General features: G+C 32.4%; 25 protein-coding genes. 19 read left to right on the forward strand and 6 right to left on the reverse strand.

Translation table 11 applies throughout. From position 1 onward, the window contains the following. Positions 1–2484, reverse strand: a complete 2484-nt coding sequence (locus tag V7P59_RS03985; protein ID WP_333808876.1) for a DUF5686 and carboxypeptidase-like regulatory domain-containing protein — start codon at positions 2482–2484, stop codon at positions 1–3. A 61-nt stretch (positions 2485–2545) separates the two neighbouring features. Next, positions 2546–3532 (reverse strand): pyruvate dehydrogenase complex E1 component subunit beta, encoded by a 987-nt coding sequence (locus V7P59_RS03990; RefSeq protein ID WP_309508570.1) that lies wholly within the window; start codon positions 3530–3532, stop codon positions 2546–2548. A 263-nt stretch (positions 3533–3795) separates the two neighbouring features. On the opposite strand from V7P59_RS03990, the gene V7P59_RS03995 reads away from it, so the two are divergent. From V7P59_RS03995 to porT, 13 genes are all read left to right on the forward strand, one after another. Then, positions 3796–4542, forward strand: a complete 747-nt coding sequence (locus tag V7P59_RS03995) for an electron transfer flavoprotein subunit beta/FixA family protein (protein WP_231835994.1) — start codon at positions 3796–3798, stop codon at positions 4540–4542. An 89-nt stretch (positions 4543–4631) separates the two neighbouring features. Further along, positions 4632–5600 carry an electron transfer flavoprotein subunit alpha/FixB family protein gene (locus tag V7P59_RS04000; protein ID WP_333808877.1) on the forward strand — a complete coding sequence of 323 codons (969 nt, stop codon included), beginning with the start codon at positions 4632–4634 and terminating at the stop codon, positions 5598–5600. Between the two features lie 178 nt (positions 5601–5778). Continuing rightward, complete coding sequence (locus V7P59_RS04005) at positions 5779–6402, forward strand: bifunctional nuclease family protein (protein WP_231835992.1); 624 nt, start codon at positions 5779–5781, stop codon at positions 6400–6402. Between the two features lie 15 nt (positions 6403–6417). Then, positions 6418–8076 carry a NupC/NupG family nucleoside CNT transporter gene (locus V7P59_RS04010; RefSeq protein ID WP_231835991.1) on the forward strand — a complete coding sequence of 553 codons (1659 nt, stop codon included), beginning with the start codon at positions 6418–6420 and terminating at the stop codon, positions 8074–8076. A gap of 49 nt (positions 8077–8125) precedes the next feature. Then, complete coding sequence (locus V7P59_RS04015) at positions 8126–8950, forward strand: thymidylate synthase (protein ID WP_333808878.1); 825 nt, start codon at positions 8126–8128, stop codon at positions 8948–8950. Positions 8951–9020: 70 nt separating this feature from the next. Beyond that, the gene (locus V7P59_RS04020; protein WP_333808879.1) at positions 9021–9797 is read left to right on the forward strand and encodes a toll/interleukin-1 receptor domain-containing protein; all 777 of its coding nucleotides are present in this window, start codon (positions 9021–9023) and stop codon (positions 9795–9797) included. Between the two features lie 101 nt (positions 9798–9898). Next, the gene (locus V7P59_RS04025) at positions 9899–10345 is read left to right on the forward strand and encodes a DUF4262 domain-containing protein (RefSeq protein ID WP_333808880.1); all 447 of its coding nucleotides are present in this window, start codon (positions 9899–9901) and stop codon (positions 10343–10345) included. A 103-nt stretch (positions 10346–10448) separates the two neighbouring features. Continuing rightward, positions 10449–11036: a hypothetical protein gene (locus V7P59_RS04030; protein WP_333808881.1), complete on the forward strand. Its 588-nt coding sequence runs from the start codon at positions 10449–10451 to the stop codon at positions 11034–11036. Between the two features lie 7 nt (positions 11037–11043). After that, positions 11044–11499 (forward strand): energy transducer TonB, encoded by a 456-nt coding sequence (locus tag V7P59_RS04035; RefSeq protein WP_333808882.1) that lies wholly within the window; start codon positions 11044–11046, stop codon positions 11497–11499. A gap of 121 nt (positions 11500–11620) precedes the next feature. After that, positions 11621–11896: a hypothetical protein gene (locus V7P59_RS04040; protein ID WP_333808883.1), complete on the forward strand. Its 276-nt coding sequence runs from the start codon at positions 11621–11623 to the stop codon at positions 11894–11896. Between the two features lies 1 nt (position 11897). After that, a complete protein-coding gene (locus V7P59_RS04045) occupies positions 11898–12383 on the forward strand; it encodes a dihydrofolate reductase (RefSeq protein ID WP_333808884.1) in 486 nt (161 codons plus the stop codon). A gap of 178 nt (positions 12384–12561) precedes the next feature. Then, positions 12562–13293 carry a bifunctional demethylmenaquinone methyltransferase/2-methoxy-6-polyprenyl-1,4-benzoquinol methylase UbiE gene (gene ubiE, locus V7P59_RS04050; protein ID WP_333808885.1) on the forward strand — a complete coding sequence of 244 codons (732 nt, stop codon included), beginning with the start codon at positions 12562–12564 and terminating at the stop codon, positions 13291–13293. Between the two features lies 1 nt (position 13294). Then, positions 13295–13987, forward strand: a complete 693-nt coding sequence (gene porT, locus V7P59_RS04055) for a type IX secretion/gliding motility protein PorT/SprT (RefSeq protein ID WP_333808886.1) — start codon at positions 13295–13297, stop codon at positions 13985–13987. Positions 13988–13992: 5 nt separating this feature from the next. Here the strand turns inward: porT and V7P59_RS04060 are convergent, their stop codons facing one another. Then, positions 13993–14718 (reverse strand): TrmH family RNA methyltransferase, encoded by a 726-nt coding sequence (locus V7P59_RS04060; RefSeq protein WP_333808887.1) that lies wholly within the window; start codon positions 14716–14718, stop codon positions 13993–13995. A gap of 36 nt (positions 14719–14754) precedes the next feature. On the opposite strand from V7P59_RS04060, the gene tamL reads away from it, so the two are divergent. The 3 genes from tamL to accD all read left to right on the forward strand — a co-directional run bounded on the left by tamL (position 14755) and on the right by accD (position 19349). After that, entirely contained in the window at positions 14755–17304 is a 2550-nt protein-coding gene (gene tamL / locus V7P59_RS04065; RefSeq protein WP_333808888.1) for a translocation and assembly module lipoprotein TamL, read from the forward strand. A 47-nt stretch (positions 17305–17351) separates the two neighbouring features. Further along, positions 17352–18419, forward strand: a complete 1068-nt coding sequence (fbaA, locus tag V7P59_RS04070; RefSeq protein WP_333808889.1) for a class II fructose-bisphosphate aldolase — start codon at positions 17352–17354, stop codon at positions 18417–18419. Between the two features lie 75 nt (positions 18420–18494). Further along, the gene (gene accD, locus V7P59_RS04075; RefSeq protein ID WP_333808890.1) at positions 18495–19349 is read left to right on the forward strand and encodes an acetyl-CoA carboxylase, carboxyltransferase subunit beta; all 855 of its coding nucleotides are present in this window, start codon (positions 18495–18497) and stop codon (positions 19347–19349) included. Positions 19350–19407: 58 nt separating this feature from the next. On the opposite strand, the gene V7P59_RS04080 is transcribed toward accD, so the two are convergent. From V7P59_RS04080 to V7P59_RS04090, 3 genes are all read right to left on the reverse strand, one after another. Further along, positions 19408–21618 carry a TonB-dependent receptor plug domain-containing protein gene (locus V7P59_RS04080; protein ID WP_333808891.1) on the reverse strand — a complete coding sequence of 737 codons (2211 nt, stop codon included), beginning with the start codon at positions 21616–21618 and terminating at the stop codon, positions 19408–19410. Positions 21619–21694: 76 nt separating this feature from the next. Continuing rightward, a complete protein-coding gene (locus V7P59_RS04085) occupies positions 21695–22231 on the reverse strand; it encodes a hypothetical protein (protein ID WP_333808892.1) in 537 nt (178 codons plus the stop codon). 32 nt (positions 22232–22263) lie between these two features. Beyond that, a complete protein-coding gene (locus V7P59_RS04090; RefSeq protein WP_333808893.1) occupies positions 22264–23514 on the reverse strand; it encodes an ABC transporter permease in 1251 nt (416 codons plus the stop codon). Between the two features lie 143 nt (positions 23515–23657). Between V7P59_RS04090 and V7P59_RS04095 the strand changes: the two genes are divergently transcribed. From V7P59_RS04095 to V7P59_RS04105, 3 genes are all read left to right on the forward strand, one after another. Then, positions 23658–24035 carry a hypothetical protein gene (locus V7P59_RS04095; RefSeq protein WP_333808894.1) on the forward strand — a complete coding sequence of 126 codons (378 nt, stop codon included), beginning with the start codon at positions 23658–23660 and terminating at the stop codon, positions 24033–24035. A gap of 123 nt (positions 24036–24158) precedes the next feature. Beyond that, positions 24159–25691, forward strand: a complete 1533-nt coding sequence (gene purH, locus V7P59_RS04100; protein WP_333808895.1) for a bifunctional phosphoribosylaminoimidazolecarboxamide formyltransferase/IMP cyclohydrolase — start codon at positions 24159–24161, stop codon at positions 25689–25691. Positions 25692–25834: 143 nt separating this feature from the next. After that, positions 25835–26863, forward strand: a complete 1029-nt coding sequence (locus V7P59_RS04105) for a rod shape-determining protein (RefSeq protein WP_231835976.1) — start codon at positions 25835–25837, stop codon at positions 26861–26863. Positions 26864–26867 lie beyond the last annotated feature (4 nt).

Genomic DNA, 26867 nt, shown 5'->3' on the forward strand with positions numbered 1-26867 from the left:
TTAAAAATAAAAGCCAAATGAAGCTCTAACCGCAAATTTTCTTGCATCGGGCATATCTAAATAACTACCTCTCCAAGCACAATCGATTCGAAGTACTTTAAAAATATTCCCAACTCCAGCGTGATATTCCCAATAGATATCTTCTGGTGCAACATAATTTAATCCTGATGCATTTAGTCTTATATTATTATCTGAAACTCTTCCATAAACACCTTTAATCCCAATAATTTCTCGTAAGTTCAATTTTCTTAAATAAGGAATTCTAGAAAATAATCTTCCATTAAAATGGTGCTCTAAATGAAGAGAAGCATATTCATCTGCCACAAAATCGTAATAATCTAATAAATTATATGTGTTTTCAATTACAAACCAAGATTGATTTCCTGGAATTACACCCATTAAACCTAACGGTACTTCTCCAAAAATCTTCCCTGTTTCAAATGTGGTAAACAACCTACCAAAACCACCAATTAATGTTGGTTGACGATAGTAAAATTGTAATTTTTGATAATTAAAATCACTCTCTAAAACACCTTTAAAACCATTACTATAACTTAGAAAAACTCTAGGGTAATTAAAATCGACATCTAAACGATCAACTCCATAACCCACCGTTTTTCTCTTTGGCGTAAATTCAGCAACTAAATTAATTTCAGATTGTTTAACTTGGTTTTTTATTTGAGTTTGTGTTACATCGGTATAGTAATCTAAGCTAAATTCATTTGAAGCCGATTTAAGTGTTCGATAAGTGAAATTAGTTTGAAAAGTAAAATTTTTAAATGGCTCAATTTCAAATCCTAACGTAGTTAAATTTACTGATGTCAACTGATTATTTACCCCACTAGCAAAAAGTGCTGATGAAGCAAAACTTCTACCTAAAACATCGTTTGAAGTAGTTAAACTAACTCCCATTTGTTCCACATCACGACGATTTCCTATAGATAGAATTAAACGATTATTTGGGTTTACCATCCATCTTCCTGAAATTCCATATTTGAATTGATTATCTCTAAATCCATAAGCCGTGTAACCTTGAATTCGCCATTTATCATTAGGTCCAAAATAAGTTCTTCCCCCTACACGAATACGTTGTCCTTCTACATCATTATATCCAAATGTTGAAAATATCGGTCCGTAATCTAATTTGAGCTTTGGAATTTCAATGTAACCACTTCCTAAGATAGAAGCAAGATTATAAATACGTTTAAAACGTGGTACTTCTTTCAAAGTATCAAGCATTTTATAAATACCCTCTTCATTTTTGTTCAGAGCTTCAAATCGATTGGCTTGCCAAAATTCTTCTGTTTTATTAAAAATGGTATTGTCATAAAAATTAACCTCTTTTTTATAAAACTTATTATCTTTCTTAATGTTAAACTTATGATTTTTGGCTAATGTAGTTCGTTTTCCATATACTCCTTTTGATTCTTCCTTTTTAGAAAAACTAAAATCAGACATCATATAATCGCGAGTTAATAAGAAAACAGAATCGTTTAATACTTCATACTCTTGCTCAATATAAATTTCTTTTACCCAGTTAATATTAGCGCTTTTACTCGCTTCCAAATTAATTTTCTTGATAGCAAAAGTGGTATCGTTTACCCAAAAATCTCCTTTAAAGGTTAATTCATTTTTACGTCTTGGATAATACACAATGTTGTAACACCATTTGTTATCAATAAACATACTATCGTTTAAAACATAATTGTACACATTAATTCCAGTTCTTGAAAGTGGACTTACGAAATCCTTATCAAAAAACTTTAGATAATTATCGTAAATATCAAATTCAGCATATAAATCTTTAATAAATGTATTAACGCCATCACCCGATCCAAATCCTGAATTTTTATTCGCTTTTGTTATCTCTTTGTACTTTTTATCTTCATTATCGCCATAAACTTCACTTAAGGTTTCGTTTATAAAAATAGGCAAGTATGTTTTTCCTGAAATACTTGAAGTATCAATTTGATCAAAAATAAATTCCATTCCTTTAAAAACCTTGCTGTTCATGAAAGCAGAATCAATAGTATTTAAATCAAACTCTACTTTTTCGTATTTATCATACTCGTATTGTTTGAACATTTTGAGACCATTCTTCCTGCGGCGTTCCCAAATTTTACGCAAAATATCGATGGCAGGATTGTTCTTTTTTGAGGTTTTTCCGGTATAAATTACAACTTCTTTAAGTTCCGTTCCGGATTTTAATTGTATTTTAAGTCCTGTATTTAAACCTGGTTTTAAAGAAATCTCTTTTTTCTCAAATCCAATGTAAGAAACCACTAATACAGAATAGTTTTCTTTGGATTCGAAATAAAAATTCCCATTTTCATCCGTAATAACTCCTTCTTTTGAATTTTTAAAAATAACGTTTGCAAATGCAATTGGTTCACCAAACTCATCTGTAACTTTACCGCCTACTTTTGTTTGTGCGAAAAGAACAGCGTTTAGGAATAAAAAGAATACTACAATTTTTGTCTTCATAGGGAAAAAAAAACTTCATCAGAAATGTACTGATGAAGTTTCAAATATAATAAGTTATTTCTTATTTGTACATAACTTTTTTTACAGCCTTAATTACATCTTCAGAATTAGGCAACCATTCTTTTAATAAAGTTGGAGAATAAGGAGCCGGAGCATCAGCAGTTGTAATTCTTTGAACTGGAGCATCTAAATAATCAAACGCTCTTTCTTGAACCATATAAGTAATCTCAGAAGCAACCGAAGCAAATGGCCAAGCTTCTTCTAAAACTACTAATCTATTTGTTTTCTTAACTGAATTAATAATGGCATCATAATCCATTGGACGAACGGTTCTTAAATCGATAATTTCACAAGAAATACCTTCTTTAGCTAATTCTTCAGCTGCAGCAAGTGCTTCTTTAATAATTTTACCAAATGAAACAATTGTCACATCAGAACCTTCTCTTTTAACATCAGCAACTCCTAACGGAATTGTGTATTCTCCTTCTGGAACTTCACCTTTATCACCATACATTTGCTCTGATTCCATGAAAATAACAGGGTCATTATCACGAATTGCTGCTTTTAACAAACCTTTAGCATCGTAAGGAGTTGAAGGCACAACCACTTTAAGACCTGGAGTATTGGCAAACCAATTTTCAAAAGCTTGTGAGTGTGTAGCTCCTAACTGACCTGCAGAAGCTGTTGGACCTCTAAATACCATTGGCATTGGGAATTGTCCACCAGACATTTGACGCATTTTTGCTGCATTATTGATAATTTGATCAATTCCTACTAATGAGAAGTTGAATGTCATGAACTCTACAATAGGACGATTTCCATTCATAGCCGAACCAACGGCGATTCCTGCAAATCCTAATTCAGCAATAGGAGCATCAATTACACGTTTTGGTCCAAATTCATCAAGCATTCCTTTTGAAGCTTTGTAAGCTCCATTATATTCTGCTACTTCTTCTCCAATTAAATAAATCGATTCATCGCGACGCATTTCTTCGCTCATCGCCTCACATACTGCTTCTCTAAATTGTATCGTTCTCATGAAAGTAATTTCTTTGAATTATGATTGGCAAAAGTAAGAAAAATAAAATTATTCCAATTCGATTACAAAAAAAATGGCATCACTTTCTACTAAAACGTTTTAGCGTTAAAAATCTTCAACCAAAACTCTAAAGTTGTATTAACAATTAAACTATTCATAAAAAAAAGCTAATTTATATAAGAAAAACATATTTATTATGCGTGCATAGTTTTTATTTCGAAATTAATTTGTATTTTTGGAACTGAAAATATTCACTAACAAAACATATAAAAATGAAAATATTAGTTTGCATCAGTCACGTACCTGATACTACTTCAAAGATTAATTTTGTCAATGGTGACAGCGAATTTGACACGAATGGTGTTCAATTTGTAATTAATCCTAATGATGAATTTGGTTTAACTAGAGCCATTTGGTTTAAAGAACAACAAGGAGCAACTGTTACCGTAGTAAACGTTGGTGGTGCTGACGCTGAAGCAACTTTAAGAAAAGCATTAGCTATTGGTGCTGATGAAGCAATTCGTATCAACGCAAACCCAACAGACGGAATGTTTGTTGCAAAACAATTAGCAGAAGTTGTTAAAAATGGAGGTTACGATTTAATCATCGCTGGGAAAGAATCTTTAGACTACAATGGAGGAATGGTTCCAGGAATGATGGCCGCTATGTTAGGTTACAATTTCGTAAACGCTTGTGTGGGTATTGATGTAAACGGAAACGAAGCCAAAGTAACAAGAGAAATCGACGGTGGAAAAGAAATCGTTTCTGCAGGTTTACCATTAATTATTGGCGGTCAAAAAGGTCTAGTAGAAGAAAAAGATTTACGTATTCCTAACATGAGAGGTATCATGATGGCAAGAACTAAAGCTTTAACTTTAGTAGAGCCAACAGGAGATGCAACAGCAACTAAAGCGGTTAAATTTGAAAAACCAGCTGCAAAATCAGCAGTTAAATTAGTAAGTGCTGATAATTTAGATGAATTAATCAGTTTGTTACACAACGAAGCTAAGGTTATTTAGTTTTCGGTTTCAGTCTTCGTTTCCAGTTAAAATAAGACTCAAACCTTTTAAACTCATAAACTTTATTAAACTTTTAAACTTATAAAATCATGTCGATATTAATATATGCTGAATCAGCAGAAGGAAAAATTAAAAAAGTAGCTTTAGAATTAGCTTCATATGCAAAAAAAGTAGCTGCTTCTATGGGAACAACAGTTACAGCAGTAACTATCAACAACTCTGACAACAGCGCTTTAGCTGCTTACGGAGTAGACAAAGTATTAAACGTTTCTAACGATAAACTAAACAACTTTAGTGCTAAAGCTTACGCTGATGTAATTGCTCAAGCGGCTAAAAAAGAAGGAACTCAAATTGTTTTAGTTTCTTCATCAACAGATAGTTTATATTTAGCGCCACTTGTTGCGGTTGCTTTAGAAGCAGGTTATGCATCAAATGTTGTAGCCTTACCAATTAGCACTTCTCCTTTCCAAGTGAAAAGAACCGCTTTCTCAAACAAAGCCTTCAATATTACTGAAATTTCAACTCCAGTAAAAGTTTTAGGAATTGCTAAAAACTCTTTTGGTTTAGTGGAAGATGCAGTTGCAATGACAGAAGAAGCTTTCGCACCATCATTAAATGATGCGGATTTCGGAATCAAAGTTGAAAATGTAGAAAAAGTAACTGGAAAAGTAACTATCGCTGACGCTGAAATCGTAGTTTCTGCAGGTCGTGGAATGAAAGGTCCAGAAAACTGGGGAATGATTGAAGAATTAGCTTCAGTTTTAGGTGCCGCTACAGCATGTTCTAAACCAGTTTCTGATATTGGATGGAGACCTCATAGTGAGCACGTAGGACAAACAGGAAAACCAGTAGCTTCTAACCTTTATATTGCTGTTGGAATCTCGGGAGCAATCCAACATATTGCAGGTATTAACTCATCAAAAGTAAAAGTTGTTATCAACTCAGATCCTGAAGCGCCTTTCTTTAAAGTTGCTGATTACGGAGTGGTAGGTGATGCTTTCACTGTAGTACCTCAATTAATTGAAAAATTAAAAGCATTTAAAGCAAGCAACTCTTAATAAAATAGTTGTTTAAAAATATATTATATTAAAATTAGAGTTATCTTTGTTTAGATAGCTCTTTTTTTTATTTTTGGGGCAAATGGCTAACCGTTTTTCAGTTAGCCATTTTCTGACTTTGCAATTCATTCAAAAATTGAAATCAGGATATCAAAGAAATGATAATTAACACATTAAAATGAGTTTAGTAAAATTAACCATAAAAGGCATTTCCTATAGTCAAACACAAAATGGAGCATATGCCTTAATCTTAAATGAAGTGGATGGTGAGCGAAAACTTCCTATTGTAATTGGTGCTTTTGAAGCGCAATCTATTGCTATTGCTTTAGAGAAAGAAATTAAACCTCCAAGACCACTTACGCATGATTTATTCAAAAACTTTGCCGACCGATTTGACATTGTAGTAAAGCAAGTAATCATTCATAAATTAGTAGATGGTGTTTTCTACTCGAGTGTTATTTGCGAAAGAGATAAAATCGAAGAAATTATAGACGCTCGTACTTCTGATGCTATTGCATTAGCTTTACGTTTTAATGCACCTATTTTTACCTACAAAAACATTTTAGATAAAGCCGGAATTTATTTAAGCATCAATCCGTCGGAAACTACAAATGAAAATCAGGATAGTGACAATATTTTAACTCCAACAGACGCTTACGAGGAAGATGTTGTGGTTCCTGCGGATAACTATTCGGGTTATTCATTAAAAGAATTGTATCAAAAATTAGACGAAGCGGTTCAAAACGAAGACTACGAAAGAGCCGCAAAAATCAGAGACGAAATTTCAAAAAAAGAATCATAAACTTCAGACGTATATATGTATAAATATATTTTTTATGTATTGGCTTTATTTTTAAGCTTTACAACTTCAGCTCAAGAAATTGAGAAAAAATGGCAACTTTCATCTTCAAATAAAGATTATTTAGAGTTAAAAGGTGGCAGCTACGAACTTCACATTTCGTCAGACAGCTTAAAACAAAAAGGAGACTATTTAGTTCAAGATAATTTTATTTTCTTATTTGAAAATGGTTCGGATTCTCCAACAAAACGTTTCGTAATTGAAACCAAAACCGATTCTACCCTTACTTTAAAAAACAGAGGTAAAGCCTATTCTTTTTTCGCATCAAACAAAGCTACCAAAGCCGAAGTAATCAATGGCGAAATCAAACCAAACGAAGGTTTTTCACTAAACAGTTTGTTTAGAGGAATATTAGGAATGTTAGCCTTATTAGGAATCGCTTACATTTTTAGTTCTAACAGAAAAGCCATCAACTGGAAAACCATTGGAATTGGATTAGGCGTACAGTTAATCTTAGCAATTGGTGTTTTAAAAGTAGGATTTGTAAAAACGGCATTTGAATTTGTAGGAAGTTTGTTCGTAAAAGTGTTAGATTTCACTAGAGCAGGAAGCGAATTCTTACTTGGAGGCATGATGAATGTGGATAATTTCGGATTCATTTTCTTATTTCAAGTATTACCCACTATTATTTTCTTTTCTGCATTGACTTCTTTATTATTCTATTTGGGAATCATTCAGATTGTCGTAAAAGGAATGGCGACAGTGTTAACCAAATTAATGAACATTTCAGGAGCAGAAGGTTTATCAACAGCTGGAAATATTTTCTTAGGACAAACCGAAGCACCTTTGATGATTAAAGCCTATTTAGAAAAAATGAACCGAAGCGAAATCTTCTTAGTAATGACGGGAGGAATGGCAACAGTGGCTGGAGGAGTTTTAGCGGCTTACATCAGCTTTTTAGGCGGAAACGATCCTGTATTGCGATTAGAATTTGCGAAACACTTATTAGCTGCCTCTGTAATGGCGGCTCCTGGTGCGATTATTATTTCAAAAATATTATGTCCACAAACGGAGTCTGTAAACACAGATGTTGAAGTTACCAAAGAAAAAATTGGTTCTAACATCTTAGATGCCATTGCTACTGGAACTACCGAAGGTTTAAAATTAGCAGCAAACGTAGCCGCAATGTTATTAGTTTTCATTGCTTTCATTGCGATGATTAACTACACTTTTGGGAAAATCGGACTTTGGACAGGCTTAAATGATGTTATTGCAGCAAATACACCTTATAAATCATTCTCATTAGAAACTATTTTAGGAATCATTTTCTCACCATTAATGTGGTTAATTGGAATTGCTAAAGAAGACATGATGTTAATGGGACAATTGTTAGGAATCAAATTAGCGGCATCAGAATTTGTAGGTTATATCCAATTAGCAGAATTGAAAAATGTAGCTAACGAAGTACATTTCACTTTCAACAAATCGGTAATTATGGCAACTTATATGTTGTGTGGATTTGCGAACTTTGCTTCTATCGGAATTCAAATTGGCGGAATTGGTTCATTAGCTCCAAACCAAAGAAAAACATTATCAGAATTCGGTTTGAAAGCCGTTTTAGGAGGAAGTTTAGCTTCATTACTATCAGCAACTATTGCAGGAATGATTATAGGCTAATTTGTAACTTCTGACTTCTGACTTCTAACTTCTAACTTCTGACTTAAATATGAAACAATATCACGATTTAGTAAAACACGTATTAGAAAACGGCAACCAAAAAGGCGACCGTACCGGAACTGGAACACTTAGTGTTTTTGGATACCAAATGCGTTTTGATTTAAGCGAAGGTTTCCCAATGGTAACCACTAAGAAATTACACTTAAAATCGATTATTTACGAATTGTTGTGGTTTTTAAAAGGCGATACCAATATCAAATATTTACAAGAAAATGGCGTAAAAATTTGGGACGAATGGGCGGATGAAAATGGCGATTTAGGTCCGGTTTACGGACACCAATGGCGCAATTGGAACAGCGAAGAAATTGACCAAATTACCGAATTAATTGAAACGCTAAAAACCAATCCTAACAGTAGAAGAATGTTAGTTTCCGCTTGGAATCCTAGTGTTTTGCCGGATACTTCGGTTTCGTTTGCGGAAAATGTTGCCAATGGAAAAGCCGCTTTACCTCCGTGTCATGCGTTTTTTCAATTTTATGTAGCAGATGGAAAATTAAGTTGCCAGTTGTACCAACGCAGTGCTGATATTTTCTTAGGCGTTCCGTTTAATATTGCGTCTTATGCTTTGTTTACGATGATGATTGCCCAAGTTTGCGATTTACAAGTAGGCGAATTCATCCACACCTTTGGCGATGCGCACATTTACAACAACCATATCGAGCAACTACAATTGCAACTATCACGCGAGTGCCGACCTTTACCAACGATGAAATTAAACCCAGAAATTAAAAATATTTTCGATTTCAAATTTGAAGATTTTACGTTAGAAGGTTATGACCCACATCCGCATATTAAAGGGGTTGTGGCGGTTTAAGAATTAAATCAATCTCACCAAGTTTTTTTGACACATTTATAAAAGCCAGTTGTAATTTAAAATATAATCTATGAATGATGAAGATGTAATAAGAAAGGAAGCCCAAGAATTTCACGAAGATGAAATAGTAATGTCAGGCAGTTACAGAGCTATTGACGACATTCACAAATTACAAAGACGTCTTTTAGATTTTTATTCTCCTGAACATAAAGCAATCTTTTTAGATGAAGTAGAAAAACTAATAAAAGAAGAACTGCAACAGCATCGAGATAAAGCACATGGAGGGAAACCTGGAATGAATTGTTCTCACGAAGAAAAACCTGTAGGGCTTTTATTTTACATTAAACAAGAATTTGAAAATCTTCCAATTGTTGTACATCAAAAAAACGAAAGTATAACAACTGAAAAAAGAAATAAAGTATTTGTAAGTTATAGCCATCAAGATAAAGAATTTTTAGAGGATATAAAAAGGCATTTTAAACCTTTTTTAAAAGAAATTGATTTTTGGGACGATTCTAAAATCAAGCCTGGTCAGAAATGGAAGGATGAAATTAAAAATGCAATAAATGAATGTAAAGTTGCAGTACTTTTGGTTAGCACCGATTTTCTAGGCTCAGAGTTTATTGCAACTAACGAACTCCCTCCTCTTTTGGAAGCTGCGGAACTAAACGGTGCTGTTATATTAACTGTTATATTAAAACCATGTTTATTTGAGGAATTTGAAAGCATAAATCAATTTCAAGCAATGAATTCACCTAGTAAGCCAGTAATTAAAATGGATTATGCCGAAAAAGAAGAATTATATGTAAACTTAGTAAGACAAACAAAAAGAGTTTTAAATTCATAAACTACTAATAGTAGCAATAAAATATTATTCTCTTGAAATTTGATTTACCAAAAATATGATTATACTTCACAAAGTAATAATACAATATATTTTGAAAACCCATGACAGAAGATTACCATTCAAAAGTTGATGAAAATATAGCCAAGTTTGGTTTCCACATTACGTTTGTTATGGAAGATGAAAATGGTCCGTCGTTTTGTTATTCAACTGGCTTATACAAAAGTTATAATATTCCAGAGGTTTTTTTGTCGGGCTTACCACAAAATCTTTCGTTTACATTGGTTACTGATTATGCTAAAAAATTCAAGGAAACAGTTTTAGAAACTAACAAAAAAATAAATTCATTCTCTGAGGATTTTGATTTTCCTGTTTATTTCATTGAAGTTGAAAAAGAAAATTTAAAAGATTACGATTACGCAAGTCAACGTTTTTATGGAAATGGAAATTACAAATGTGTGCAACTAATTTATCCTGACACAAATAGCAAATTCCCAAATGAACCTGATTATTTATACGATCAAGAAATATTAGGAAAGTTAATGGAGTAATTTTATTTCATACTTTTTGGCATATTTTAAATATTCGCAATAAAAATAATTCCCTACAAAATACTTACCTTAGCGTTTTCATTCGTTTCCTAAACTTTCTATCATGAAAACATTGATACAGAAAAAAAACTTTGTCACTCGAGAATTGCGTATTTCCGAAGCAAAATTGTTCTGTAAAGTATCCAAGTTTGGCAATACAAATGAAATTGATATGCCGTTTGAAAATATTGATGGCGAGAAAGTGTCGTTTAAATCTTCAAACAATGTGTTGCTTTTGGTTTCCATGGGGCTAAATCTATTGAGTATTATCAATTTGTTTTTAGATTTTGGTAAATGGATTTCGCTTCTTGGCTTTGTTATCGCAACGATTTTGTTTGTGATTTATTGGCTAAGTATTGGTGATTTTTGGCAAATAAAACTCATGGACGGCAACAGCATTTTAGTCGTAAAAGACGTTCCAGATGCTAAAACCGTAGATCATTTTATCGAGGAAATCATCAAAGCGCGAAATGTGTATTTAAGAGAAAACTTTGCAACTATCGATGAAAATCTAGATTACGAAAGTCAATTGAATAATTTCAAATGGTTAAAAGCCATCAAAGCCATAACCAAAGAAGAATTTGAAGCCAAACACAACGAACTAAAAAAAATCTATTCCCACTCCGATTTGAATATTGGATTTAATAAATAATACTACGATGATTAAAAAAACACTATTTGCACTTGCTTTGATTTTACAAGCTACTATTACTTACTCTCAAGACATCATCGTGATTGACGATGAAGTTAAAAAAGGGGAATCGTCTGTTCCCTTTGCTGTAATTGAAGAGGCTCCTACATTCCCAGGTTGTGAAGAAATCGAAAAAGGAAAAAAATTATCTTGTTTCAACACAAAAGTTTCTGAACATATCAATACTAACTTAAAATATCCATCAAAAGCAAGAAGAAAGAATATTGAAGGAAGGGTGCTTGTAATGTTCGTAATAAACAAAGAAGGTGACATTACTAATATCGAAACAAAAGGAGGTGATCCCATTTTACAAACCGAAGCATTACGAATAGTTAGACTTTTGCCTAAAATGAAACCTGGAATGCAAAAAGGAAAACCTGTTAATGTAAAATACGCTCTTCCTATAAACTTTAGATTACAATAACATGAAAAAAACAACCATTTTCTTGTTTATTACATTTCATCTCATAACATTCAGTCAAGAAAAAAATTACGATAGAATCTTTGATGACTGTAAAAAAACTTCCTCTCCTAATTCTTGCATTATGGAATTAATTAGAACTGAAGTTCAATCAGAATATGAAAAATACAGAGAAGAAGCATCGATTTTATATGATTTACAACTTTTGAGAATAAAGTATAAAGTTACCAAAGAAGGCAATATGGTAATTGAATCTATTGATGGGAAAATTGAAAATTTCAAACATAAAATCATTGAACTATTCAAAAAATTTCCAAAAGTTGAACCCATAACTGAAAACGGAAAACCTCGAGATGCTTTAATGACAACTTCATTTTATTTACACCCAAAAGAAAAATAACATGCTTACCATAATCGCAGCTGCATCCGAAAACAATGCTTTAGGAAAAGACAATCAATTAGTTTGGCATTTACCAGATGACTTTAAACGTTTTAAAGCCATCACTTCTGGTCATTATATTGTAATGGGAAGAAAAACTTTTGAAAGTTTCCCGAAACCATTACCAAATCGTACTCATGTAATTATTACTAGACAAAAAGATTACGAAGCTCCGGAAGGCTGTTTGATTGCAAGTAGTTTGCAAAAAGCAATTGATTTGTGTCCAAAAAATGAAGAAGTTTTCATCATTGGTGGAGGCGAAATCTACCAGCAATCTATCGAAATTGCCGATAAAATCGATTTAACTCGCGTGCACACGACCATTGAAGCCGATACTTTTTTTCCAGAAATCGATACTGACAAATGGGAATTAATCTTCGAAGAATTTCATACAAAAGACGAAAAGCACGATTATGATTTTACTTTTTTAACTTACGTTAGAAAATAAATTTTCGTTGTTCGAGAACACAGATGACACAGATTTGGGGGATTTTCACAGAGTTTTCAAATTTATTAAATCTGTGTTTCAAAAAATATTTCTTTAATTTGAATTTTGAAGTTGAAATTGAATTTTGAAGTTGTATTTGATTTTTTATCAGTACTTTTGTGTTCCAAAAAATTGCAAGATGTCAAAAAATATTACGCCATATCAAGATTCTGAATTAGGAAAAAAAGAGCAGGTTGCTCAAATGTTTGACACCATTTCTGAAAATTATGATGGGTTAAACCGAGTTATTTCTTTTGGAACGGATGCCAAATGGAAAAAGAAAATCTTGAAAATGGTTGCAGCACGTGAGCCAAAAACAATCTTAGATATTGCTACTGGAACTGGTGATTTAGCCATTTTATTTGCCAATACTTCGGCTACCGAAATCATTGGATTAGATATTTCACAAGGCATGTTAGACATAGGGAAGAAAAAAATAGCAGCACAAAACTTGGATTCCAGAATTCAAATGGTTTTAGGCGATGGAGAAAACATTCCTTATCCTGATAATTATTTTGACATTATTACAGTTGCTTATGGAGTTCGTAATTTTGAAAATTTGGAAAAAGGCTTAGATGATATTCTGAGAACTTTAAAACCAGGCGGACAATTGATTATTTTAGAAACTTCTGTTCCTACAAAATTTCCTTTTAAACAAGGATATTATATCTATACGAATTTCATCATGCCAACCATTGGAAAATTGTTTTCAAAAGACAAAAAAGCCTATCAATACTTGTCAACTTCGGCACAAAATTTCCCATTTGGAGAAGCTTTAAACAATATTTTGAGAAAAATTGGGTTTATAGAGGTGAAACATCTACCTCAAACATTTGGAGTAGCTACAATTTATCAAGCATCTAAAAAATAACATGAAGAAGTTTTTGTTTTTATTACTTTTTTCTCCATTACTTTTTGCACAAGAAGGCATGTTTAGTAAAGATCCAATTATCAATAAAGAAAATTGGAATAAACAACGTATTCATTGGGGCTATTTTTTAGGATTTAACAGTTTAGATTTTAAATTCGATTATTTATCGGTTACCGAAGATATTGAAGTAAAGACTTCCACAGGTTTCAATGTAGGATTAATTGGTAATTTAAGACTAACAGAATATTTAGATTTTCGATTTGAACCTGGACTATATATCACACAAAGAAATCTAGTTTATCCAAATATTACTGATCCAGTTGATCGATTGCGAGAAGTAAAATCAACTTATATTTTCTTCCCTTTCTTGTTGAAATATTCGGCTTTACGAACTGGAAATGTTAGACCTTATTTAGTAGGAGGAGTTTCCACAGCCTTAAACTTAGGCAGTAATGCGGATGCTCCAGATGACAATTTCAACGATAGATTTAGAATGACCAAATGGACAAATTTCTACGAAGTTGGTTTTGGAATTGATTTGTATTTTGAATATTTTGTGTTCTCACCATCAATTAGAGGTGTGTTTAGCATGAACGATGAGTTAATTCGAGATAACGACCCAAACAGTCCATGGACAGGAAACGTGCAAGAAATGAAAACGCGAGGTTTTTTCATCAATTTTGCCTTCCATTAAAAAAGTTATCTTCTTTTAAATTCGCTTAGAATAATTGCCGTTGCTGTTGCTACGTTGAGACTTTCGGTAATTTGTAAATTCCCAAATCTTGGGATAGCAATACGCTTAGAAACTAATTTTTCAACTGAAGATGAAATACCGTTGGCTTCATTACCCATAATTATAATTCCTTCTTTCGGCAATTCTTCTTGATACATATTTTTTCCATCCATAAAAGTACCAAAAACAGGTAACTTTGTTTGGGTTAAAAACGTTTCTAAATTTCCATAAACCACATTTACCCTACTAATAGAGCCCATTGTAGCTTGAACCACTTTTGGATTATAAATATCTACTGATTCTTCAGAGCAAAACAACGTTTCAATACCAAACCAATCGCATAATCGAATAATTGTACCCAAATTTCCAGGATCGCGAACATCATCTAAAGCCACTATTAATCCTTTTTCTACTATATCTTTAGCTTTTGGAATTTTAAAAACAGCTAAACAAGTATTGGGAGTAGTCAAAGCACTGATTTTTTTTAATTCAGTATCCGAAATGGCATGAACTTTGTTTTTAGGAACCGTAAGAAAATCTTGCTTAGTTGTAAACAAATCTTGCAATTCAAAGTTAGAATTTAACAATTCTTGAACTACCTTTACGCCTTCGGCAAAGAAAAGTTGTTCTTGTTTTCTATATTTTTTTTGTTGTAAACTCGTTATTAGTTTAATTTGGTTTTTACTAACCATAAAAATTGTATTTTTGACTAACTTTTAAAAAGTGCTTTGAGAAATAATTTATCAAAAATAACATTATTATTTGTAATCGGAACAATAATTTATTCGTGTTCGCAAGTAAAGCGAGTTCCCGAAAGCAAAAAATTATTGACTAAAAATGAGATCTTTGTTAATGACAAATTAATTAAGGAAGACCGCGTTAATAATTTAGTTTTACAACAGCCAAATACTAAATTTCTTAATTACACTTTTGGTTTATTGTTATACAATGCTGCAAAACCAAATCCAGATTCTTCATATCAAGCATGGTTAAATCGAAAACCAAATAGAGTTAAAAGATTAAATAGTTTTTTATCTGCCAAACAAGTTAAGCGTTTAGGCGAATCGTTTTTTGTGAGTGGAATTCACAAATTTATGAAAGAAACAGGAGAAGCTCCTGTATTAATTGACGAAAGAAAAGCTATAAAATCAAGAGATCGTCTTAGTGGTTTTTATTATAACGATGGTTACATTAGAAATAAAGTAACTATGCAAATTGATTCTGTAGGTAAGAAAAAAGGGAAAGTAGTATATAAAGTTACCACAGGAAAACCATACTATATAGATACCATTCGCAAAACTATTGAAACACCAGTTATTGATAGTTTGTATACCCTTCAAGAATCAAAAACCCTCATAAAAAAAGGCGATCGTTATAATTTTGAAAAATTTAATAACGAAAGAAAAAGAATTACCCAACATTTACGTAATAACGGAGTTTATCATTTTCAAGAAAGTAACGTAAAATATGACGCCATTTATGATGATTCATTACAAAAAATCAATGTGAATTTAAAAATCGAAGATCGTTATGTAAAAAATGGTGATAGCTTAATTAAACGTCCATTTACGATATATAAAATAAGTCGTGTAAACATTTTCACTAATAACACTTCTAAAAAAGAACGCAATCAGTTTAATGATAGTGCAACCTACAAAAATTTTAATATTTATAGTGCAGGTAAACTAAAATACAAACCAAAAGCAATTACTAATGCTATTTTTATTGAAAAAGGAAAACTATTTAGCGATAACGACAGAACTTTAACTTCAAAATCGTTAAGCAACTTAAAAGTATTCAATTATCCCAATATTGAATACGTTGAAGATCCAAACGACAGTACAAAAACATCACTAATTGCAAATATTTATTTAATGAGTAAGCCAAAATATATTTGGTCACCTTCATTTGATGTAACGACTTCTGACATTCAACAATTTGGAATTAGCGGAAGAATGTCTTTTACGTGGCGAAATTTATTTAAAAGAGCTGAAATATTTGAACTATCTGCAAAAGGGAACATTGGTTCATCTAAAGATTTAGCAAATCCAAACGATGTTTTTTTTAATATTTCTGAATATGGTTTGGAAGGAAAGTTAAGTTTTCCAAGAATCGTATTTCCTTTGAATACTCGAAATATCATTAAAAAAGAAATGCTACCTACAACCAACGCTAATATTGGTTTAACCAGTCAGCGAAACATAGGACTAGATAAAGAAAATTTAACGGGAGTTTTTAGCTACAATTGGATTCCAAAACCAAAACACACGCTCCGATTTGACTTGCTGAGTGTTCAATTTATCAAAAACTTAAATCCTGAAAACTATTTTAATGTTTACTCTTCTTCGTACAACACTTTAAATAATTTTGCCCAAATTTATAATGTTAATCCAGATAATATTGTAAATAATAATTTAACAACACAAGGTGCTATAAATTTTATACAAGATGTTCAAAACGGAATTACTTCTTTAACTCCAAATGACAACGAATATAAAATCATTAGAAGTATTGGAGAAAGAAGAGAACGTTTAATTGAAAACAACCTTATTGTTTCATCATCTTTAACTTTTTTCAGAAACACAAAAGCTAATTTATTAGACAACAATTTCTATTCAATACGAACAAAAATTGAATCGGCAGGAAATGTACTTTCATTATTAGCCGATACAAAAAACGAACCTTTAAGTACCAACGGTAATAAAACCATGTTTGGAATCGAATATTCACAATACATAAAAGGGGAAGTTGATTTTATAAAACATTGGGATTTTGGTAAGAAAAACACTTTAGCTATGCGCGCTTTTGCTGGCTTAGCCGTTCCGTATGGAAACGCGCAATCCATTCCTTTCTCTCGAAGTTATTTTTCGGGTGGATCTAACGACAATAGAGGTTGGCAAGCCTATACTTTAGGACCAGGGCGAAGCGGAGGAATCAACGATTTTAATGAAGCTAACTTTAAATTGGCCTACAGTTTAGAATATCGTTTTAGAGTTGGTGGAAATTTCTATAGTGCTTTCTTTGCTGACATAGGCAACATTTGGAATGTATTCGATAATGTTACAGATAAAAATTATACTTTTAATGGCTTAAGCTCTTTTGAAGACCTGGCTTTTGGATCGGGGATAGGATTACGCTATGATTTCAACTTCTTCGTTTTACGTTTAGATTTAGGTTACAAAGCCTACGACCCAGGAAGAGAAGTGGGCGACAGATGGATGAAAGGAATCAACTTTAGCAAAACGGTGCTAAATTTTGGTATTAATTATCCGTTCTAATTTTTTAAATTATTATTTTTGCACAACTATACTAAAAACATACAACTATGAGTCACAATATTAAACCTGGTGTTGCTACCGGAGATCAAGTACAAGAAATCTTTGCTTATGCAAAACAAAAAGGATTTGCATTACCTGCTGTTAATGTTGTAGGTTCAAGTACCATTAATGGAGTTTTAGAAACAGCAGCTAAATTAAAAGCTCCTGTTATTATTCAATTTTCAAATGGTGGAGCACAATTTAACGCCGGAAAAGGGTTATCAAACGAAAATCAACAATCGGCTATTTTAGGAGCAGTTGCAGGTGCTAAACACATTCATACTTTAGCTGAAGCCTATGGTGCAACAGTAATTTTGCATACAGATCATTGCGCTAAAAATCTTTTACCTTGGATTGATGGTTTATTAGATGCGTCTGAAAAACATTTTGCAGAAACTGGAAAACCATTATACAGTTCGCATATGATTGATTTATCAGAAGAACCAATCGAAGAGAACATCGAGATTTCTAAAAAATATTTAGAAAGAATGAGCAAAATGGGGATGACCTTAGAAATCGAATTAGGGATTACAGGTGGCGAAGAAGATGGAGTAGATAATTCGGATGTAGATAGCTCAAAATTATATACACAGCCAAGTGAAGTAGCTTATGCTTACGAGGAATTAATGAAAGTAAGTCCAAGATTTACTATTGCGGCTTCTTTTGGAAATGTACATGGCGTTTACAAACCTGGAAATGTAAAATTGACTCCAAAAATCCTTAAAAATTCGCAAGAATACGTTCAAAATAAATTCAATACTGGAAATAATCCTGTTGATTTTGTTTTCCACGGAGGTTCTGGATCTACTTTAGAAGAAATTAGAGAAGCTATTTCTTACGGGGTTATCAAAATGAACATCGATACCGATTTACAATTCGCTTTTACAGAAGGTATTCGTGATTATATGATGTCTAAAATAGATTATCTAAAAACACAAATCGGAAGTCCTGACGGAGCCGATAGCCCAAATAAAAAACATTACGATCCAAGAAAATGGGTTCGTGAAGGAGAAGTTACGTTCAACAAACGTTTAGAACAAGCTTTTGCCGATTTAAATAACGTGAATACTTTATAAGTTTGTTGTTTGTAGTTTGTTGTTTATTGTTATCAACAAGCTATAAACCATTAACAATAAACAAGAAACAAAATTATGGCTTGGTTTAAAAGAAAAGAAAAAGGGATTACAACTCCCACAGAAGCGAAAAAAGACGTACCAAAAGGTTTATGGTATAAATCGCCTACGGGAAAAATTGTTGATCAAGATGAATTAGCAAGAAACTTATGGGTAAGCCCAGAAGACGATTATCATGTACGAATTGGTAGTAAAGAATATTTCGAAATTTTATTCGACAATAATGAATTTACGGAGTTAGATGCAAATTTAACTTCAAAAGATCCATTGAAATTTGAAGACACTAAAAAATACAGCGAGCGTTTAAAAGAAGTAATGGATAAAACCAAACTAAAAGATGCTATTCGTACAGGTGTTGGAAAATCAAAAGGAAAAGATTTAGTGGTTTCTTGTATGGACTTTGCTTTCATTGGAGGTTCTATGGGGGCGGTTGTAGGTGAAAAAATTGCTAGAGCAATTGATTACTCTATCAAAAATAAAATTCCTTTTGTTTTGATTTCAAAATCAGGCGGTGCTCGTATGATGGAAGCCGCTTTCTCTTTAATGCAGTTAGCTAAAACTTCAGCAAAATTAGCACAGTTAGCCGAAGAAAGAATTCCATACATTTCATTATGTACCGATCCTACTACAGGTGGAACAACAGCTTCTTATGCTATGCTTGGCGATATCAACATTGGTGAACCTGGAGCTTTAATTGGTTTCGCTGGACCTCGTGTTGTAAAAGACACAACAGGTAAAGATTTACCAGAAGGTTTCCAAACTTCAGAATTCTTATTAGAGCATGGTTTCCTAGATTTCATCGCTCACAGAAAAGAATTGAAAAACAAAATCAATTTATACTTAGATTTGATTCAAAATCAACCGATAAGATAAAATAAAAAATCCCGATAGCTTCCAAAACTATCGGGATTTTATTTTGCTTTTACTCCTCTTAGAAAGTATATTTTATACCACCGTAAATATTTCTACCAGGCGCATTAATTCCTGATGCAAACACTCGAAATTGTGTGTCTAAAATGTTTTCTACCCCAGCAAAAAGAGTACCGCCATCAATAATTTGTAATCCAGCTTTAAAATTATAAGTTTCCCAAGCTGGCATTCCATTAGCAGGTGCATACTGTGCATTATCTTCACCACTTGTTGAATAATCCTTACTGTCTTTTTTACCATTATACAACATGTACCCTTCTAAATTAAGCTTATCATATGTATATGATAAACCTACTTTTCCAAAATAAGGTGCAATATGGTCTAAAGGTCTTTGAGAGCCTACTTCTACTACTCTACCAAGTGTATAATTAAAATTAGCGTTAAATAATAAATCAGGAATAATAAAAGCACTTACGTTAGTTGAAAATCCTGTTACAAAGGCTTTCCCTTTATTTTGATTAGCTTTTACCTGAGCATCAAAACCGTTATAGTTTACGATACTTTGTCCGTTATAAGTAAAATCATCAGTAACAATCGCATCATACATTCTAGTATAAAAATAGGTGCTTTCTAATTTTATCTTTTTAGAATCAGATTGGATTACAATTCCTAAATCTCCAGTAATGGTTTTTTCTGGTTTTAAATCTTCATTTGGCACAATTAAAATTCCTAACGAAGAAGATGAACCTGCTCGTGATTCAAAAACTTTTGCTAAATCATCAATGTTAGGCGCTCTAAATCCAGTGGCTACATTTCCTTTTAAAGCAAAGTTTTTCGAAGTATTATGAGTAATTCCTAAAGTACCGCTATAAGTAAAATTCCCTTGTGAAATAGATGCAAAAGGAAGTGAAAAAACAGAATTATCAGCTATAGTACTTTTCAAAGAAGTATAACCTGCTCTTGCTCCTACATTCCAAAATGTTTTTTCAGACATTTTTTCGTTATACGAAACATAAAAATCATTACGCATCATATTATTATCTCCATTTGGATAGCGCGTATTGATATTACTTATAGCTCCAGTATTAATGTTTTGTGCATACGCTGTAGATTTTAAAGTTTCATAGTATGATTCAAAACCATAAAATAATTCTCCTTTTGTGAATTTCTTATCCAAATCTAACGAAACTGAAAACATATCCACATTTTCTTCATTGTGCTGTAAATTATAGTTTCCAAATCTTCTGTTATGGCGACTTTCCTTTACGTTTTGATAGGCTACATTTACTTTTAAGTCACTATTTAAAAATGCTTTTTCTTTTTGTAATGAATAAATAGCTAATAATCGTACTTGTGGACCATAATACCATTCCGCAAATTTTAATCCAGAACCAGTAGTTTCGGTTAATCTATCATAACGATTAATATCTGATGTTGTAGAATATTGGAAATTCAAACCATGTAAATATCCTGAATTTGTTTTATAACCAAATTTCTGCATGAAATTATATTGCTTGTAAGCCGAACCTACTTGCGTATATTTATCATCGTTTACATTCAATTGATCAACTCCACCAACTGTGGAAACATAATTTAATCTTTCTCCAAAAAAATCTCCATTGTGATTTTTCTTTCTACCCATTTTTAAATCACCAAAATCATTAAATGAAAAGAAAGACATTGAAGCAAATTTTGAAGTGGCGTAATTCAAATGCATAGCCACCGATTTTTCTTCATTTACACTACTATAACGTGTATTAACACCTCCGGTAAATTTGTTGTTAACCTCATCTAAAAACTTAGCATTTTTTGTGGTCATTGCAACAGCTCCTCCAAGGGCATCACTACCAAATAATGTAGACGACGGACCGTAAAAAACTCCCACATTTTCTAACATATTCTCATCAACCGTAATTACATTTTGTAAGTGACCCGCTCTGAAAATTAAGTTATTCATTCTAACACCATCAACAGTGATTAAAACTCTACTTGCTTCAAAGCCTCTAATTACTGGACTTCCGCCACCTTGTTGTGATTTTTGTACAAATAATGCTCCTGAGTTAGAAAGCATCTCAGCCGTACTTTGAAAGTTTTGAAAATCAATTTGTTTGGCAGTAATTACCTCAACTTGATTGGGTAATTGCGTATATTTTTTTGGAACTTTATTAGAAATTACCACTTCGCTCAATTCGGTTGTAGCGGTATCTTTTGCTGTTTGCGAAAACCCTAAAAAAGGTAATAACACAACAGCATAAAAAATATTTTTTTTCATTTTTATGGATTATTTATTCTCATCTAAAAACATATTTAACACTGATACTATTTAAGCATTCAGTGAATCAAATAAATTAAGAATAAATATTGGGCGGAGGCGAATCTACCAATAATACTTTTGACTGATAAAAACTACCATATCTATTAATGTCAATAGTGCTATTTTTATCTATAAAAGGAAACCATGAAAAAACAGGTTGAAAATAAATCGATTTGTAAAACTTATACAGTAAATCTTGCTTTTCTTTAGATTTAGAATCGTGCTGATACACACCAACCAAGAGTTCTTCTAATTGTTTGTTTAATTTCGTTTCTTTAAAATCCCACCAGCACCAATACTGAATTGAATCTCTAATAACTACCTTATCCACAACATCATACATTTGATTATTGAACTCAAACTCTTTTGAATGTTTCCAATTTAGTTTAGTAGTAATTTCAGCTTTGGAAAATTTTAAATGCACCAATTCTTTTTTATCAATACCCGCAATCATTTTCCACTTTACTTCTTTTTTAACCGCACGCTTTCTTTGTTGCAACCAAGTGTAAGTTACAACTGCAGGTGCTATTAACATAAATAGCAAAAAAATACTAATGATTTGCTTTTTCAATTTGGGATATTAATCGCCAAATATAGTGAAAATTACATTCCGCTTCTGATAGCTTCCACAGGATCTAATTTTGAAGCCGAAATCGCAGGAATAATTCCAGAAATCAATCCAATAAACGCAGCTAAACCAGAACCTATCAACATGTTGGCAGCACTTAATACAAATTCAAAATCCAATGCAGATGACAATATTAAAGCAATTATCCAAACTAAAAACATCCCCACAATTCCACCAATTAAAGATAAGATAACGGCTTCAAATAAGAATTGAAACAAGATAAATTTATTTTTAGCTCCTAATGCTTTTTGAATTCCAATTAAATTCGTTCGTTCTTTTACCGATACGAACATAATATTGGCAATACCAAATCCGCCCACCAAAAGTGAAAACGCACTGATAATCCAACCAATCATATTCATTTGCCCTACAATATTATCAATAAAATCGGTAAAACCTGATAATACATTCATGAAGAAATTATCAATATCGCCTGTTTTTAAACCTCTGAAATTTCTTAGTTTCTGGCGTAATTCTGCTTTGAATTCTTCAATATCAATCCCTTTTTCAGGTTTAATTAACATGGCAGGTGTCAACGCTTTACTGTTATCGCCATACATTTTTCGTAAGAAATTCACAGGAAAAAAAACTGCCACATCATTACTATCGCCAAACATGCCTTGCCCTTGCTTTTTCAAAACACCAATTACAGTAAAACGTTGACCATACAAACGCACTTTTTTACCGATAGGGTCACTATTTTCAAACAAACCCGTTGCTACCTCATTACCAATTACAATAACTGGACTTCCTGAATTCGATTCTGACTCATTAAACAAACGTCCTTTATCAATTTTAATAGGTTCAATATCAAAAAAATCTTCTGTGGAAGGTTTCACTCGAATAGAATTCACCGTCTTGGATTCGTATTTTATACTTTCATTACGAGTAAACAAATTGAATGACATTTTATCAATTCCATTTACGTTACGCTTTAAATATTCATATTCTTCATAGGTTACATCAGGAAATTGTTGTCTTTTCCAACGCGGCACTTCAGATGGACCAAATGAAAAACGCATTAAATAAATCGTATTCATGTCCATATCACTCAAGTCTTCTTTGATTTTTTTATCCATAGAATCAACCGCAGCCAACACCGCAATAATGGAAAAAATTCCAATAGTAACACCTAACAACGACAAAAGCGTACGCAATTTATTGTTGCGCAACGCATTGATGGCAAAACTGAAACTTTCTGAAAGTAATCGTAAATATAAAAGCATAATACTGAGCTATTACTAATAAGTAGAGCAATGAGTGAAAATGTTACAGTTAGAGGGAATTTATTTATATTTGAGAAATGAAATTAAATCTTCTTAAAACTAGAACTAGCGATTAGAAAACTTTTATTTAAACATTATTATTCATGAAAAAAAAGATATTATTCTTTATTATCGTATTAATATTACTTAGCTGTAAATCAACCTTAAAGTCATCATATCAATCAAATTGTTTCCTTTATGGAAAACCTGAATATGTTTTAAAAATCAATGAAAATGGAAATTTCCATTTTAGATCTTTCTTAGATGATACTATTAATGGAAACTGGACTTTATCAAAAGACACATTAATACTAGGTTCAGATTATTTTATAGAGGCATCTTCTTTTGATATTGAAAAAGATTCAATTGTAAAGAACACAAAATATACAGAATTCAATGAACAAGAAAAATACTTAATCAAAAGAAAGAAATTATTCTTAATAACTAAAAAAGGTATTTCAAAAGAATGTTATCTGAAATAATTTATTTTTAACAACAAAAATCCCTTCGAATAAAGTTTGACTATTTTAAGAAGTATAACTACTTTTGCACCACGAAAACAACAACATTTATCTGAGACTATTCAGATTCAACAACACAACACCATGAACACAACAAAAAAAATTGCTTCGGCATTGATTTCTGTATTTGACAAAAACGGTTTAGAACCTATTGTTAAAGCCCTTCACCAAAACAATGTAACCATTTATTCTACTGGCGGAACCGAAACTTTTATTAAAGATTTAGGCATTCCAGTAGTTGCTGTAGAAGATATTACGGCTTTCCCTGAAATTTTAGGCGGAAGAGTAAAAACGTTGCATCCTAAAATCTTCGGTGGAATTTTAAACCGTCAAGACCACGCAGGTGATGTGGAACAAATGAAAGAATTCAACATTCCGCAAATCGATTTAGTGATTGTAGATTTGTACCCGTTTGAAAAAACGGTTGCTTCTGGAGCTAGCGAACAAGATATTATCGAGAAAATTGACATTGGTGGTATTTCGTTAATTAGAGCCGCTGCAAAAAATTTCAAAGACACGGTAATTGTAGCTTCGGTTGAGCAATATGCACCATTTTTGAATTTCTATACCGAAAATAACGGCGCTACAACTTTAGAAAACAGAAAATTATTAGCTTCAAGAGCTTTTAATGTTTCTTCACACTATGATTCGGCGATTTTCAACTACTTCAATCAAGTTTTTGAAGAACCTGTTTTAAAAATCAGCGAGCAAAACGGAAATGTATTACGTTATGGTGAAAATCCACATCAAAAAGGATTTTTCTATGGCGATTTCGATAAAATGTTCACCAAAGTTCACGGAAAAGAATTATCATACAACAATTTATTAGACGTTGATGCTGCGGTAAATTTAATGAACGAATTCAAAAATGACAATCCAACTTTCGCCATTTTAAAGCACAACAACGCTTGTGGTTTAGCAACTAGAAATACGATGAAAGAAGCGTATTTAGATGCTTTAGCAGGTGACCCAACTTCAGCTTTTGGCGGAGTTTTAATTGCGAATGGAAAAATTGATGTGGCTACAGCTAACGAAATCAACCAATTGTTCTGTGAAGTGGTAATTGCTCCAGCGTATGATCAAGAAGCAATTGACATTTTAGAAGAAAAGAAAAACAGAATTATCTTAGTCTTAAATGACGTTGAGTTACCACAAACTACTGTAAGAACTTGTTTAAACGGTATTTTAGTTCAAGATAAAGATAACGTTACCGATTCAAAAGACCATTTAAAAACGGTTACAACTGCAGTTCCAACAGAAGAAGAAATTGAAGATTTATTGTTTGCTTCAAAAATTTGTAAACACACGAAATCCAACACAATCGTTTTTGCAAAGAACAAACAATTATGTGCTTCTGGAACCGGACAAACTTCAAGAGTTGATGCTTTAAGACAAGCTATTGAAAAAGCTACTTCTTTTGAATTTGATTTAACTGGAGCAGTTATGGCAAGTGATGCCTTCTTCCCTTTCCCTGACTGTGTAGAAATAGCTAACAAAGCTGGAATTACAGCGGTAATTCAGCCAGGAGGCTCAATAAAAGACGAATTGAGTATCAATTATTGTAATGATAATAATATGGCAATGGTGTTCACTGGAATCCGTCATTTTAAACATTAAAATTTCACTTACAAAAAATATTTTCTAGGCGCATTAAAAAAAATCTTTTAATGCGCTTTTTATTTGTATTTATTCCAGATTATTTTTATAATTTTGCGAGTTGAATACAATTTTACAAAAAACGCTAAACCCTTCTCAAACTTATGGGATTTTTTGATTTCATGACCGAGGATATCGCAATCGACCTTGGTACCGCAAATACACTAATTATTCATAACGACAAAGTCGTAGTGGATAGCCCTTCTATTGTTGCTCGTGACCGAATTACAGGAAAAATTATTGCTGTAGGAAAAGAAGCCAATATGATGCAGGGTAAGACTCATGAAAACATTAAAACCATTCGTCCGTTGAAAGATGGGGTTATCGCTGACTTTGATGCTTCAGAGCAGATGATAAAAATGTTTATCAAAAGTATTCCTGCTTTAAAGAAGAAATTATTTACGCCAGCGCTTCGTATGGTAATTTGTATTCCTTCAGGAATTACTGAAGTGGAGATGCGAGCGGTAAAAGAATCAGCTGAGCGTGTAAATGGTAAAGAAGTATACTTAATTCATGAACCTATGGCTGCTGCAATTGGTATCGGTTTAGATATCATGCAACCTAAAGGAAACATGATTGTGGATATAGGTGGAGGAACAACAGAAATTGCCGTTATTGCTTTAGGCGGAATTGTTTGTGATAAATCGGTTAAAATTGCCGGAGACGTTTTCACAAACGACATCGTGTACTACATGAGAACGCAACACAATTTATTCGTTGGAGAAACCACCGCTGAAAAAGTTAAAATTCAAATTGGTGCAGCTACTGAAGATTTAGATAGTCCACCAGAAGATATGGCAGTAGACGGAAGAGACTTGTTAACTGGAAAACCAAAACGTGTTGATGTATCGTACCGTGAAATTGCAAAAGCATTAGACAAATCGATTCAACGTATTGAAGATGCTGTTATGGAAACCCTATCTCAAACACCACCCGAATTATCTGCCGATATTTATAATACGGGTATTTATCTTGCAGGTGGAGGTTCAATGCTAAGAGGTTTAGACAAACGAATTTCAATGAAAACCGATTTACCAGTTTATATCGCAGAAGATCCTTTAAGAGCCGTTGTTAGAGGAACGGGAATGACCTTAAAGAACATCAACAAATACAAAGGAATCCTGATTAAATAAAAAA

Source organism: Flavobacterium sp. (assembly GCF_036782315.1).
Classification (GTDB): Bacteria; Bacteroidota; Bacteroidia; order Flavobacteriales; family Flavobacteriaceae; genus Flavobacterium.